Here is a 12,791-nt window from a genome sequence, read left to right as displayed (position 1 = left end):
ATCTTCATCGATCCTCTAGGAACAGCTCACCCGACGCCGTTGATCTTCGACGACAGACCGAGCCGACCCATTGAAATTGCAGTGTGATGCGGGTTACAGTCTTCACACTACTGTATACAAAAGAGGATCTATCGAAAAGTGTCCACTCTCCTCCCGGCTCAGCCGAGTCTCGCGATGCAGGCGAGACAGGCTCTCGAGCGCACGATCCTCGCCGGCGACTATCTCCCCGGCGAACGGCTCGTCGAGGAGCGCCTCTGCGCAGAGCTCGGGATCTCCCGTCCCCCTCTGCGCGAGGCGCTCAAGGAGCTCGCGCACACCGGCCTCGTCGAGCACATCCCGCGCAAGGGGGTGAGGATCATGTCGATCACTCAGCACGACGTCTTCGAGATCGCCACTCTGCGTCGCGATCTCGAACGGATGGCGCTGCGTCTGGCCCTGCCCGACCTCGCCCCCGAGCGGGTCGAACGATGCCGGGCCGCCCTGCGGGAGATGGAGAGGATCGCCGAGTCCGGGACCGAAGGGGACATGGTCTCCGCCGGGTTCGAATTCCACTTCGCCGTGGTCGGGCTGGCCGGTCACGGCCGCATCGAATCGACGTACCGGGCGATGGCGATGCAGCTGCAGATGTGCATGGCACTGAACAACCAGGCCCGGCGGGAGATCGAGGACCTCGACGGCAACGTCGCGCGCCACGCCCGGATGCTCGACGTCATCCTCACCGGCGACCCCGAGGCCATCGAAGCGGAGTTCGACGACCACGGGAACCTCTCGTTCCTCGTCGACGTCGTCGACCGCCTCGACGGGGCCACGCCCGAATCGGACCGCTGGCTCGAGGAGGTGCGCTCCGCCCTGCCCCCGGCGACGTGACCGCCGCGGACCCCCACCGTCCCACACCGACACCACCTCACACTTCTGTCAAAGGAGATGGAAATGCACCTGAAGAGACTGCTCACCGCCACGGCCGCAGCCGGCGTCCTCGCCCTCGGGCTGAGCGCCTGCGGGCAGGGGTCGACCGCCTCGTCCGACGGCGGCTTCGAACCCAAGGGCAACGTCACCATGATCGTCCCCTTCGCCGCCGGCGGCGGCAGCGACATCGCGGGCCGCGCGACGGCCTCCGGACTCGAGGAGACGACCGGCAAGACGATCACCGTGCAGAACATCGAAGGCGGCTCCGGGGCCGTCGGCTACTCCGAATTCCTCGGCCGCAGCGGCGATCCGAACTACCTGCTCGCCACCGAGACGGCGATGCTCGCCCTGCCGGCGACCCAGGACGTCGAATTCACGTATGAGAGCTTCACCCCGATCATGAAGCTCGGCGACGACTACACGCTCATCGTCGCCAAGGCCGACTCGCCGCTCAATACCTGCTCCGACCTCGTCGAGAAGGCGAAGAAGGAGCGCACCGTCGTCGCGATCTCCGGAGCGACGGGACTCGACAACATCACCTTCACGCTCATGGAGAAGGCCACGGGGGCGAAGTTCGACCGCGTGCCCTTCGAATCGGGGTCCGAGGTCATCACCGCAGCCCTCGGCGGACAGGTCGAGGCGATCTCGGTCAACCCGGGTGAGGTCCTCGGCCAGCTCGAATCGGGCGATCTCAAGCCCCTGTGCGCCGCCTCGGAGGAACGCTACGAGTACCCCGAGCTCAAGGACATCCCGACCGCGAAGGAACAGGGCATCGACGTCGCCTTCGCCCAGTTCCGCGGCGTCATCGCACCCGGCAACATCCCCGACGAGGCCAAGCAGTACTGGATCGACCAGGCGAAGGCGTTCGCCGAGACCGATGCCTACACAAAGTACATCGAAGACAACATGATGCAGCCGAACACGGCCTACGGCGACGACTTCTCGAAGTACCTCGCCGAAAACGACAAGGAGCTGCGGGAGGCGATCGGAAAGTGACCGCCTCGACGCCCAAGCCGCGCATCGTCCTCGTCCCCGGCGACCTCTCCGGGGTCGGCCCCGAACTCCTCGCCCGCATCCTCGTCGACGAGGGCAATCGGGCCCGCGCCGACCTCACCGTCACCGCGACGCCGGACGAGCTGCGCTCGTTCGCCGACACCGCCGGCGTCGACCTGCCCGACCTCGAGGAGATCGAGTTCGTCGGCACCGCCTACGACGGTCCCGCCATCCCCGTCGGCGAGGTGAGTGCCGACGCGGGCAGGCGGGCGCTGATCGACCTCGGCACCGCGCTCGACCTGTGCGCGGCCGAGGACGCCGACGGAGTCCTCTTCTTCCCCCTCAACAAGGGGGCGATGTCGCAGGCGGGCATGACTCAGGAGGACGAGCTGCGGTGGTTCGCCGAGCGGCTCGGCTACCGGGGCTTCACCTCCGAGCTCAATTTCATCGATGCGCTCGTCACCGCCCGGGTGACCTCGCACATTCCGATCTCCGAGGTCGCTGCGGGCATCCGCGCCGGCAGGGTGCTCGAGACGATCGAGCTCCTCGACCGCGTCGTCCGGGAGACGAGGACGCCGACCCCGCGACTGGCGGTGTGCGCGCTCAACCCGCACGCGGGTGAGGGCGGGAAGTTCGGGCGCGAGGAGATCGACGACATCGCCCCGGCGATCGCCCTCGCCCGCTCCCGCGGGATCGACGTCGCAGGCCCCTTCCCCTGTGACACTCTCTTCTCCCGGGCCGCCGGCGGCGACTTCGACGGTGTCGTGACGATGTACCACGATCAGGGGCAGATCGCGATGAAGCTGCTCGGCTTCGACCAGGGCGTCACGGTCCACGGCGGCATCCCGATCCCCATCGCCACTCCCGCCCACGGCACCGCGCACGGGATCGTCGGCACGCGCACGGCGGAGCTGAGCCCGAGCAGCCATGCCTTCGATCTCGCGGTGCGCATGTCCGCCCACCGCGCGGCCGAGCGGGCGAGGACCGCCGCACCGGAGAGTGCGGCCCCCGCGGAGGCGGGCGTCCGATGAGCACGGTGGCGGAGCGGACCCCTCCGCGGAACCGACCCGAGGTCTCCGACGTCATCGGCACCGCGATCCTCGGCATCGTCGGCGCGGTGGCCGCGATCATGGGGCTTGGCTACGGGCTCACCGTCGAGGGCGGCCAGGTCGGTCCGGGCATGCTTCCCTTCCTCACCGGTGCGTTCATCTTCCTCGCCTCGGTGGCGGAGATCTTCCGTCTCTTCTTCGCGCGTGTCGGCACCTCGGGCGGACGGATCATGTCAGCGGTCGAGGACATCGAGGCCACCGCCGCGGAGTCGATCGACGCCGCCGCCGATGCCGTCTCCGCCGACGGGGAGGCCGTCGACACCTTCGGCCGCACGGAGAGGCAGCGCAACCGCGCGCCCTTCGTCATCTTCCTCACCTTCGGCATCGCGCTCGCGCTCGTGCCCGTCCTCGGGCTCATCATCGCGCTCTCGGGGGCCATCCTCTTCCTCCTCCTCGTCGTGGAGAAGCAGAAGTGGTGGGTCTCCGCTCTGGCGACGATCGGTGCGGCAGTCTTCGTCTACATCGTCTTCGGCCTCGTCCTCTCGGTCCCCCTGCCGACCGGGATGCTCGGCCTCGTCTGAGGAGCTCCCATGTTCGACAATCTTCTCATCGGGCTGGAGACCGCAGTCACCCCCGAGAACCTGCTCTGGTGCTTCGTCGGCGTCCTGCTCGGCACCGTCATCGGCCTGCTGCCCGGGCTCGGATCGACGACGGGTGTCGCGATCCTCCTGCCGGTCACCCTCGCCTTCGATCCCGTCACCGCGCTCATCATGCTCGCCGGCATCTACTACGGATCCCAGTACGGGTCCTCGATCAGCTCGATCCTCATCTCCACCCCCGGGGACTCCTCGAGCGTGGTGCTCACCATCGACGGCTATCAGATGGCGCGGAAGGGCAGAGCCGGCGCGGCGCTCGCGATCTCCGCCCTCGCATCGTTCTTCGCCGCCATCGTCTCACTCATCGCCCTCATCGCCTTGGCCCAGCCGATCGCACGGTTCGCCCTCAACTTCGGCCCCGCCGAGAACCTCGCGATCATCCTCCTCGGGATGGCGACGATCGTCTCGTTCGCCGGGGAGAACATCCTCCGCGGCATCACCATGGCCGCCGCCGGGCTCCTCGTGTCGATGGTCGGGGTCGCCTCCGGCTTCTCCACGGCCCGCTTCACCTTCGGCAGCGTCAACCTCCTCTCGGGGCTCGACTTCGTCGCGGTGATGATCGGCATCTTCGCCGTCGGTGAGGTCCTCCACCAGATCCGCCGAGGCGGGGAGAAGCCCATCCGCGCCCGTTTCCGGGATCTGCTCGTGACGAAAGAGGAGCTGCGACGTGCGGCACCGTCGACGGTGCGCGGCACCGGTCTCGGCTTCACCGTCGGGGTCCTGCCCGGTGCCGGGGCGACGCTCGCGACGTTCCTCGCCTACGGCGTCGAAAAGCAGGTGAGCCGGTTCAAGCACCTCATCGGCAAGGGCGCGCCGGAGGCGGTCGCCGCACCCGAGGCGGCGAACAACGCGGCCGCGAACGCGAGCTTCATCCCCACCCTCGCGCTCGGCATCCCCGGCAGCGGAACGACGGCCGTCCTCCTCGGCGCGTTCGTCATCTTCGGACTGCAGCCGGGTCCGCTGCTCTTCCAGCAGGAGCCCGACATCGTCTGGGGTCTGCTCGTGAGCTTCTTCTTCGGCAACCTCATCCTGCTCGTGCTCAACCTGCCGCTGGCACCGGTGTTCGCGCAGATCCTGCGGATCCCCTACGTCTTCCTCTACCCGATCGTGCTCATGATGAGCTTCGTCGGCGCCTTCGCCCTGGGCAACAACATGTTCACCCTCTGGGTGGTGTTCTTCTCCGGGCTCCTCGGCTTCTTCATGAAGCGCTTCGACTTCCCCGCGGCACCGTTCGTCCTCGGCCTCGTCCTCGGTCCGCTGCTCGAGAAGTACCTCGTGCAGACCTCGGCGCTGGGCAACGGGAACCTCTTCATCATGTTCCAGCAGCCGCTCTCGCTCATCCTCACCCTGGCCGCACTCTTCGCACTCGCCTACCCGCTCATCGGAGCGGTGGTCCGGAACCTCCGGACACGGAGAGCGGACGCCCGCAACCGGGAGACCGTGTCGCACTGAGGCCGCTGCGGCTGCGCCCTCAGCTGTCCGCGCGCTCGGTCAAGGCGTAACCAGCTGCCCGGGTGCTCGGTCAAGGCGTAGCGCGGATGGCCGACGATGCACCACCGGCTATGCGCGCTGCGCCTTGAGTGAGGCCCCGGGCGCTCACATCTCCTCGTGGGAGAGCGGATCCCGGTCCTTCATCCGGCCGCGCTCGAGACCGGAGATCGCTGCCACCTCGGCGGGGGTGAGGTCGAAGCCGAAGATGTCGGCGTTCTGACGCTGTCGGTCGGGATTCGCCGACTTCGGGATCGGGATGCTGCCGATCTGGGTGTGCCAGCGCAGGACGACCTGGGCCGGTTCGACGCCGTGGGCTCGGGCCGCCTCGGTGATGGGGTCTTCGGCGAAGAGCCCACCGTCGCGGTAGAGCGGGGACCACGATTCGGTCTGGACGCCGATCGACCTATGGAACTCGACGAGCGCGGTCTGCGGGAAGTAGGGGTGGAGTTCGACCTGGTTGACCGCGGGGGTGACTCCGGTCTTCTCGATGAGTTCGGTGAGCATCTCGGCGGTGAAGTTCGAGACGCCGATGGACTTGACGAGCCCGCGGTCGCGCAGCTCGATGAGCCCGCGCCACGTGTCGACGTACTTCCCGACGCTCGGGTTGGGCCAGTGGATGAGGTGGAGGTCGAGGTAGTCGAGGCCGAGACGCGCGAGCGATTCCTCGGTGCTCGCGATCGCCTCATCGAATCCGTGGTGGCGGCCGGGGATCTTGCTCGTGACGAAGAGGTCGGCGCGGTCGACGGGGCTCTCCGCGATCGCCTGGCCGACTTCCCTTTCGTTCTCGTAGTTGACGGCCGTGTCAAGGAGGCGGTAGCCGCTCTCGATGCCGGCGGCGACCGATTCAACGCCCTCAGGGCCGGTCATCGCATACGTGCCGAGTCCGATCTCGGGGATCGGACGTCCGTCGTTGAGTTCGAGAGTGGGAATCGCAGTCATGACTCCACCCTAAGACCGCCGAGGCGGTGAGGACCAGGGGTGCGGTCAGTCCTGAACGAGCCGGGCGAGCCTGGCCGGGGCTGTGCTGCGATAGGAGTCGGCGAGGAGGTCGCGCAGCTCGTCCTCGGCGACGTCGGCGAGGTCGAGACCGATCCAGCCGGTGGGGCCGAGGTACATGGGGACGAACGTGTCCTCGCGCTCGAGCATCACCTCGGCGTCGAGCGGATCGAGCAGGAGGAGGACTGAGTGGGGATGCTGTTCGATCTCCCCGGTGACGTGCTTCTCCGCGGCACCGAAGTACGCGAAGACCTTCGTCGTGAAGAACGCCGGACGACCGTGCGAGACCTTCTCCTGCGCCTCGGGGAAGCTCAGCGCGACCGCCCGGAACCACGCGAGCACGGGGTCGTCGGCGTCGAACATCTGCGGGTGAGCCATGGTGCCACGATACGCCGACGGCAATCGCGTCTGAGATGATTCAGCCATGACCGATGAGAAGCCGTCCGTTCTGTTCGTCTGCGTCCACAACGCCGGTCGCTCCCAGATGGCCGCGGGCTATCTGCGCGACCTGGCCGGCGACCGCATCGAGGTCCGCTCCGCCGGCTCGATGCCGGCCGATCACATCAATCCCGTCGCCGTCGAGGCCATGACCGAAGAGGGCATCGACATCACTGCTGAAGAGCCGACGGTGCTCACCACCGACGACGTGCGGTCCTCGGACGTGGTGATCACGATGGGATGCGGAGACGCATGCCCGATCTTCCCCGGCAAGCGCTACGAGGACTGGCAGCTCGATGACCCCGCAGGACAGGACATCGCCGCCGTCCGTCCGATCCGCGACGCCATCAGGACACGCGTGACGGCTCTCGTCGACGAACTGCTCGGCTGAGGACGCACCCGTTCCGCACGGCGATCAGGTCAGCGCACGGCACCGAGGTCGGTGCCCATGCTCACCGGCTGCGGGCCGACAGCACAGCACGATCCGCCTGTGTTCGCCTCCTCGGGGACGTCGAAGAGCCCGGCACCGCCGCAGACCCCCGTATCCGGCAGAACGAGATCGACCCTGGCTGCCGCCTCCCGATCGCCGGCGATGTCTGCGACGACGCTGCGCACCTGTTCGTAGCCGGTGAGAGCGAGGAATGTCGGCGCTCGACCGTAGGACTTCGCCCCGACGATGTAGAAACCGGGTTCAGGATGGGCGAGGTCGGCGGCTCCGGTCGCACGCACGGAACCGCATGAGTGCACGTTGGGATCGACCTCCGCGGCGACCTTCGCCGGTGCCTGCAGCCGCATATCGAGGTCGAGGCGGACCTCGGAGAGGAAGGACAGATCGGGTCGGAAACCGGTGAGCACGATGAGGCGATCGGCAGGCGCGAGACTCCGTCCGTCCTCAGCGATGAGCGTCGCCCGCTCGCCGGAGACGACGATGCGCTCGGTCCGGAAACCGGTGACCAGGTCGACGAGTCCCTCGTCGACGGCCCGTTCGGCGCGCTGCCCCAGAGCTCCCCGCTCCGGCAGCTCGTCTGCGTCTCCTCCGCCGAACGTGTTCCCGACCGCTCCCCGCCGCAGCACCCAGCTCACCTGCGTCCGCGGTTCGCGCTTGACGACGCGAGCGAGCAGACCGATCGTCGTGGCCGCAGAGTGCCCGTTGCCGACCACGACGATATGGCCACCGGCCCATCGCCGCGCGTCGACGATGCTCGGAATCCGATGCTCGACGAGACCGGCGTCGACCGCCGCCGACTCACCGAGAGCAGAGAGCCCGTCGGCACCAGCAGGGTTCGGCTGTCCCCACGTACCGGAGGCGTCGATGACCGCCCGTGCTTCGATCCGCTCCTCCGACCCGTCGCCTCGGCGAACATGGACGATGAATGGCGAATCGGCACGGCCGTCGTCGACGGAGAGGTCACGACCCTTCCGCCCGACGCCGACCACCCGCGCGCCGTACTCGATCCGATCGCCGACGGCGGCGGCGAGCGGGGCGAGGTATCCCTCGATCCACTGGGATCCGGTCGGATACCCGCGGTCCGGAACATCCCATCCGGCACGGAGAAGCAGGCGGCGGCTTGCCGCATCCGTGAGTTCTGACCACGGGGAGAACAGCCGCACGTGTCCCCATTCGGCGACCGCCGCGGCCGGCGTCGTTCCCGCTTCGAGGACGAGCGGCTCCATGTCTCGCTCGAGCAGATGGGCGGCAGCCGCAAGGCCCTGCGGTCCGGCGCCGATGACAACGACAGGCTTTATTCGCTTCTCCACGTATTGATGATCATCGATGCATTCATCCTCTGTGACGTATCGACAGATGTCAATGCGTGAGGGACAATGGATCCATGTCCGCACCCCCTGAGCCGATCGGAACGCACTCGCAGTCGACGTCCTGCCGCGTCGAGGACGTGCCGCTCGACGGCGCGGACGCGGAGCGCGTCGCGAAGGTCTTCAAGGCTCTCGGCGACCCCGCCCGAGTGAAGCTGCTGTCGATGATCCTGGCGAGTCCGGGAGGAGAGCTGTGCGCATGCGATCTCACAGGCCCCGTCGGCCTGTCCCAGCCGACCGTGTCCCACCACATGAAGATCCTCGTCGACGCCGGTCTCGCGACCCGGGAGCAGCGCGGGCGCTGGGCGTACTATCGCCCAGTGCCGGGCAGCCTCGATGATGCAGCGAAGGCCCTCTTCCGACCAGAACCGGCCGATGAACGCTGACGCACTCTCGTTTCGGCCGCTGACGGCCTCGGACTGGCCTGTCGTCGACGCCATCTACCGGCAGGGGATCGCGACCGGACACGCAACGTTCGAAGCCGAGCCGCCGCAGAGCTGGGACGCCTTCGCAGCCGCCAAGCACCCGCACCTCATGCTCGGCGCGACCGGCGGTGACGGGACGCTCCTCGGGTGGGCCGCCGCCGCGTCGGTCTCATCCCGAGCGGTCTACCGCGGCGTCGTCGAGCATTCGATCTACGTCCGTCCCGACTCCGCGGGCCGCAGGGTCGGCACCCGCCTGCTCGCCGCGTTCCTCGGCCTCGCCGACCGTTCGGGCATCTGGACGATCCAGGCATCGGTCTTCGCAGAGAACGAGGCGAGCCTGCGCCTGCATGAGCGCGCGGGCTTCCGCGCGGTCGGTCGCCGCGAACGCATCGCCCGCATGTCCTACGGACCGCTGGCGGGACGGTGGCGAGACACGGTCCTCATCGAGAGGCGCACAGAGCTCTCTCCCGAATGAGCCCGCAGGTGTCCGAGTGAAATCGTCGTGGCGTGAGAGTGAACTCGCCCCACTTGTGTAGACAAGTCCCCGCCGAGGCTGGTCAACTGGACCCCTATGAGTGACCTCTCCAGCCCCGAACTCCACCCGGCCGGTTCCGGTGCGACCGGCACCGCGACCCGCACCGCCGACAGCGACCCCGCAGCCCCGTCGACCGCCGAGGCGCTCGTCTGGCTCGGCGAGGACCGGTTCGAACCGCGATCGCTCCCGATTCCGCCTCTGGCTCCCGGAGAGACTCTCGTGCGTCTGACCACGGCGACGGTCTGCGGCTCCGATCGACACACGGTCGCTGGTCACCGGCCCGCGCCGAGCCCCTCAGTGCTCGGGCACGAAGGCGTCGGGGTCATCGCGGCGACGACCGCCGACCATGCGGTCGGACAGCGGGTCGTCTTCGCCGTCACCGCAGTGTGCGGTGACTGCCGCAACTGCCGTCGCGGTCTGAGCGCGAAGTGCGTCTCGGTCGCCAAGGTCGGCCACGAATCGACCGAGGCCGGATGGGCGCTCTCGGGCACGTACGCCTCCCACATCGTCCTGCCCGCAGGCGTCGCGATCGCAGCGGTCCCCGACTCGGTGCCCGACGCCGTCGCCGCGACCGCCGGATGCGCCGTCGCCACCGTCATGGCGATGTGCGAGGCCGCCGGCGACCTGTCCGGGCGTCGGGTGTTCGTCAACGGCATCGGGATGCTCGGCCTCATCGCGATCGCCGCCGCGAAGTCCCGCGGTGCCGCCGAGGTCATCGCCTTCGACCCCGCACCCGAGCGCCGTCGCCTCGCCGAGGCGACCGGTGCCGACACGCTCGTCGCCGCGGCCGCCGACCAGCCCGCCGACGTCGACGTCGCCCTCGAGCTCTCCGGCGCCGAGGCGGGGGTGCGGGCCTGCCTCGACGCGATCGGCATCGGCGGGACCGCGGTCCTCGCCGGCAGCGTCTCCCCCGGACCGCACGTGTCCATCGACCCCGAGCACATCGTCCGCGGCTGGCGCACGATCACCGGCGTCCACAACTACGAACCGCGCCACCTTGAGCAGGCGGTCGACTTCCTCGCCGGGGAGGGCGCGACCATGCCCTGGGACGACATCCTCGGCGGGCCGATCCGCCCGGCCGACCTCCCGAACGAATTCGCGCACCCCACCCCGGGACTGCGCACCGTCGTCGACCTCGACGGCTGAGTCAGGCGCGGGCGTTGTCGAGGTCCGCGCGCAGCGCCCGGGCGGCCGCCCCGATGTCGAGCGCCGAGGTGATGAACCGGAATCCCTCATCCCGGCGCAGGTTCGCCTCCGCCCCGTCACCGCAGTGGATGCCCGGGACGATGCCGGCGGCATCGGCGGCGGACCGGATCCGCAGGAGCGCCTCGGCGTGGGCGTCGTTGGGCTGACCGGGGACGGCACCGACGGCGAACGCGAGATCGGCGGGACCGACGTAGACGCCGTCGACACCGGGGACCCGGCAGATCTCCTCGACGGCCCCGAGGCCCTCGGCGGTCTCGATCATGACGAAGAGCAGGGGACGCTCGGCGCGGGTGTCCCTGATGTCCCCGGTGAGGAACTCCGCTGTGGGACCCCACGACCGGTCGCCGCCGCGGCTCGGGTAGTCCAGCGCCCGAACCGCCGCCTCGGCGTCGGCGACCGTGGAGACAAGGGGCACGATGATCGCCTCGATGCCCGCGTCGGCGAGCATCCCGATCTCGGTGAACCGGTTGACCGCGACCCGGGCGGTGACGAGCGCCGAACCGTGCGCGCGGATCGCGTCGCTGAGCCGGACGACGTCGGAGGGGCGGGTGAGCCCGTGCTGGAGGTCGAGGCAGACGAAGTCGTACCCCGTCGCCGCTCCGATCGTCGCGAGCTCCGGGCTCGCCGTCATCATCCACAGCCCGTTGTAGACCGCACCCTCGGCGAGCCGGGCGCGGTGCGTCTCGAATGCAGCAGTCATGGGGGCATCGAACCACACCGGCCCGGGCGCGGTCGCCGACGTTCAGGATCCGGGCGAGCCCGGCAGGGCCCTGCCCGCCGCTCTGAGGAGTCAGTGCCCTTGACGTGGGCGACCGAGCGCCCATACTCGAACCATGCCCACCCACACCGAGGAGGACCAGTGAGCGAGCGACCCACCGACGACGCCGTCATCGCCGCCCAGGCCGACGACGTCACCCGCGGCCTGAGCGTCGACATCGACGACAGCACCCAGCATGCCGTCCAATCACTCAGCCAGACCTACCCGACCTCCGTCGACGACCTCTGGGAGGCGTGCACCGAGCCCGAGCGCCTCGCCCGCTGGTTCGCCCCGGTCAGCGGCGACCTGCGGCCAGGCGGCCGGTACGGGATCGAGGGCAACGCCTCGGGCACGATCGAGGTCTGCGAAGCACCGCGGACCTTCGCGATCACGTGGGAGTTCGGCGGCGGCACGAGCCAGGTGTCCGTGCGCGTCGACCCCGACGGCGACGGTGCCCGACTCACCCTCGAGCATGCGGCCACCGCCGAGGCGGGGTCGGAGTTCTGGACCCGGTACGGGCCCGGGGCGACCGGTGTCGGGTGGGACCTCTCGCTCCTCGGACTCGCCCTCCACCTCAAGGCCGGCACGGGTCGCCCCGAGGACGAGGAGGCCTTCGCTCGGACGCCGGCCGTCCAGCGGTTCATCCGCGCGTCGAGTGCGGCGTGGGGTGAGGCCTCGGCGGCGGCAGGCACCCCCGAACCCGAGGCCCGGGCCGCGGCGGAGCGGACGACGGCGTTCTACCTCGGCGAGGACTGACCGCCGGCCCCGAGCGCAAGGCGGGCGATGTCCCTGAGCACCGCAAGCTCCTCGCTGTCCTCGAGCAGCGACTTGAGTTCGATCGCCGCTGTCGTCACCGGCCCGCGGTAGGCACCGGCGACATTGTCCGGCTCCCTGGTCAGGGGGTAGGACACGCAGAGCGCGAACACCGTGGCCCCGACCGTGAAGGCCACACTCGCCGAGGCGGTCCCCTTCACCCGCGCCTGCTTCGTCGCGTAGAACTCCCCCGGATTCCCGGGCCCGCACAGGGCGAGCGCCGCCGACCCGCCGTCGACGAGCGGGAGGATCGTGCCGACGCCGCGGGTGACCCGCAGCTCGTGGTCGGCTTCGACGTTGCGCACGCACACCCGGTCCTCGCCGACGCGGACCCACAGCTGCACGGATTCGCTCGTGAGCGTGCGCAGGTGCTCGAGGACGGAATTCGTCGTCGCGATGCTCCGCCGTCCCGGGAACGGCCCGAGGCGGAGCAGGCCCCCGGAGTCGCGGACGATGAAGCGGTGGGTCCGCAGGTCGGCGAGGAGGCGGTACGTCGTCGACTTCGAGTAGCCGAGGCGGCGGCACACCTCGGCGGCGGTCATCGGGGTGTCCTGGAGCGCGGTGAGGATGGCCGCACTCCGGTCGATGACCCCGACCTCCTGGGGCCGGTCGAACTCGGACGGGGCGAGCGCCTCGGCGGGGGTGGGATCGCCCCGCCCCTCCGTCCCGGTCGACCTCCCTGCGGTGGACGTTCTGTCGGTCATCGGTGTC

At 69.4% G+C, this 12,791-nt stretch carries 15 protein-coding genes; 10 read left to right on the top strand and 5 right to left on the bottom strand.

The window, feature by feature from the left end; all coding sequences use genetic code 11:
* Nucleotides 1–138 precede the first annotated feature (138 nt).
* The 5 genes from ACQ1RG_RS05415 (at nt 139) to ACQ1RG_RS05395 (ending at nt 5,056) form a co-directional block, all read left to right on the top strand.
* Nucleotides 139–867, top strand: a complete 729-nt coding sequence (locus tag ACQ1RG_RS05415; protein ID WP_009380099.1) for a GntR family transcriptional regulator — start codon at nt 139–141, stop codon at nt 865–867.
* A 63-nt stretch (nt 868–930) separates the two neighbouring features.
* Entirely contained in the window at nt 931–1,902 is a 972-nt protein-coding gene (locus tag ACQ1RG_RS05410) for a tripartite tricarboxylate transporter substrate binding protein (protein ID WP_063248693.1), read from the top strand.
* Nucleotides 1,899–2,930, top strand: a complete 1,032-nt coding sequence (locus ACQ1RG_RS05405) for a 4-hydroxythreonine-4-phosphate dehydrogenase PdxA (protein ID WP_009380101.1) — start codon at nt 1,899–1,901, stop codon at nt 2,928–2,930. The genes ACQ1RG_RS05410 and ACQ1RG_RS05405 overlap by 4 nt, the downstream gene beginning before the upstream one ends.
* The gene (locus ACQ1RG_RS05400) at nt 2,927–3,529 is read left to right on the top strand and encodes a tripartite tricarboxylate transporter TctB family protein (RefSeq protein ID WP_009380102.1); all 603 of its coding nucleotides are present in this window, start codon (nt 2,927–2,929) and stop codon (nt 3,527–3,529) included. The genes ACQ1RG_RS05405 and ACQ1RG_RS05400 overlap by 4 nt, the downstream gene beginning before the upstream one ends.
* A gap of 9 nt (nt 3,530–3,538) precedes the next feature.
* Entirely contained in the window at nt 3,539–5,056 is a 1,518-nt protein-coding gene (locus tag ACQ1RG_RS05395; protein WP_430600623.1) for a tripartite tricarboxylate transporter permease, read from the top strand.
* A 144-nt stretch (nt 5,057–5,200) separates the two neighbouring features.
* Here ACQ1RG_RS05395 and ACQ1RG_RS05390 read toward each other — a convergent pair whose 3' ends face one another.
* Entirely contained in the window at nt 5,201–6,034 is an 834-nt protein-coding gene (locus tag ACQ1RG_RS05390; RefSeq protein ID WP_131248190.1) for an aldo/keto reductase, read from the bottom strand.
* A 45-nt stretch (nt 6,035–6,079) separates the two neighbouring features.
* Entirely contained in the window at nt 6,080–6,469 is a 390-nt protein-coding gene (locus tag ACQ1RG_RS05385) for an MmcQ/YjbR family DNA-binding protein (RefSeq protein ID WP_040342252.1), read from the bottom strand.
* Between the two features lie 46 nt (nt 6,470–6,515).
* On the opposite strand from ACQ1RG_RS05385, the gene ACQ1RG_RS05380 reads away from it, so the two are divergent.
* Nucleotides 6,516–6,920, top strand: coding sequence for an arsenate reductase ArsC (locus ACQ1RG_RS05380; protein ID WP_009380106.1), 405 nt, complete (start codon nt 6,516–6,518; stop codon nt 6,918–6,920).
* Between the two features lie 29 nt (nt 6,921–6,949).
* Here the strand turns inward: ACQ1RG_RS05380 and ACQ1RG_RS05375 are convergent, their stop codons facing one another.
* The gene (locus tag ACQ1RG_RS05375; protein ID WP_009380107.1) at nt 6,950–8,287 is read right to left on the bottom strand and encodes an NAD(P)-binding domain-containing protein; all 1,338 of its coding nucleotides are present in this window, start codon (nt 8,285–8,287) and stop codon (nt 6,950–6,952) included.
* Nucleotides 8,288–8,361: 74 nt separating this feature from the next.
* Here ACQ1RG_RS05375 and ACQ1RG_RS05370 point away from each other — a divergent pair, with 74 nt between their 5' ends.
* The 3 genes from ACQ1RG_RS05370 (at nt 8,362) to ACQ1RG_RS05360 (ending at nt 10,450) form a co-directional block, all read left to right on the top strand.
* On the top strand, nt 8,362–8,730 hold the full coding sequence (locus tag ACQ1RG_RS05370) for an ArsR/SmtB family transcription factor (protein ID WP_009380108.1): 369 nt from the start codon (nt 8,362–8,364) through the stop codon (nt 8,728–8,730).
* Nucleotides 8,720–9,244 carry a GNAT family N-acetyltransferase gene (locus ACQ1RG_RS05365; protein ID WP_009380109.1) on the top strand — a complete coding sequence of 175 codons (525 nt, stop codon included), beginning with the start codon at nt 8,720–8,722 and terminating at the stop codon, nt 9,242–9,244. Before ACQ1RG_RS05370 ends, ACQ1RG_RS05365 begins: the two co-directional genes overlap by 11 nt.
* A 96-nt stretch (nt 9,245–9,340) precedes the next feature.
* Complete coding sequence (locus ACQ1RG_RS05360; RefSeq protein ID WP_430600621.1) at nt 9,341–10,450, top strand: alcohol dehydrogenase catalytic domain-containing protein; 1,110 nt, start codon at nt 9,341–9,343, stop codon at nt 10,448–10,450.
* 1 nt (nt 10,451) lies between these two features.
* Here the strand turns inward: ACQ1RG_RS05360 and ACQ1RG_RS05355 are convergent, their stop codons facing one another.
* Entirely contained in the window at nt 10,452–11,210 is a 759-nt protein-coding gene (locus tag ACQ1RG_RS05355) for an HpcH/HpaI aldolase family protein (RefSeq protein ID WP_193338512.1), read from the bottom strand.
* Nucleotides 11,211–11,369: 159 nt separating this feature from the next.
* Here ACQ1RG_RS05355 and ACQ1RG_RS05350 point away from each other — a divergent pair, with 159 nt between their 5' ends.
* Nucleotides 11,370–12,023, top strand: a complete 654-nt coding sequence (locus ACQ1RG_RS05350; RefSeq protein ID WP_430600620.1) for an SRPBCC family protein — start codon at nt 11,370–11,372, stop codon at nt 12,021–12,023.
* On the opposite strand, the gene ACQ1RG_RS05345 is transcribed toward ACQ1RG_RS05350, so the two are convergent.
* Nucleotides 12,005–12,784 (bottom strand): helix-turn-helix domain-containing protein, encoded by a 780-nt coding sequence (locus ACQ1RG_RS05345; RefSeq protein WP_193338510.1) that lies wholly within the window; start codon nt 12,782–12,784, stop codon nt 12,005–12,007. The two genes, ACQ1RG_RS05350 and ACQ1RG_RS05345, sit on opposite strands and share 19 nt — an antisense overlap.
* Nucleotides 12,785–12,791: the final 7 nt, after the last annotated feature.

Source organism: Brevibacterium sp. K72 (assembly GCF_050562175.1).
In the GTDB taxonomy this organism is placed as follows: Bacteria; Actinomycetota; Actinomycetes; order Actinomycetales; family Brevibacteriaceae; genus Brevibacterium; species Brevibacterium casei.
This window is presented reverse-complemented; position numbering and strand designations above follow the sequence as displayed.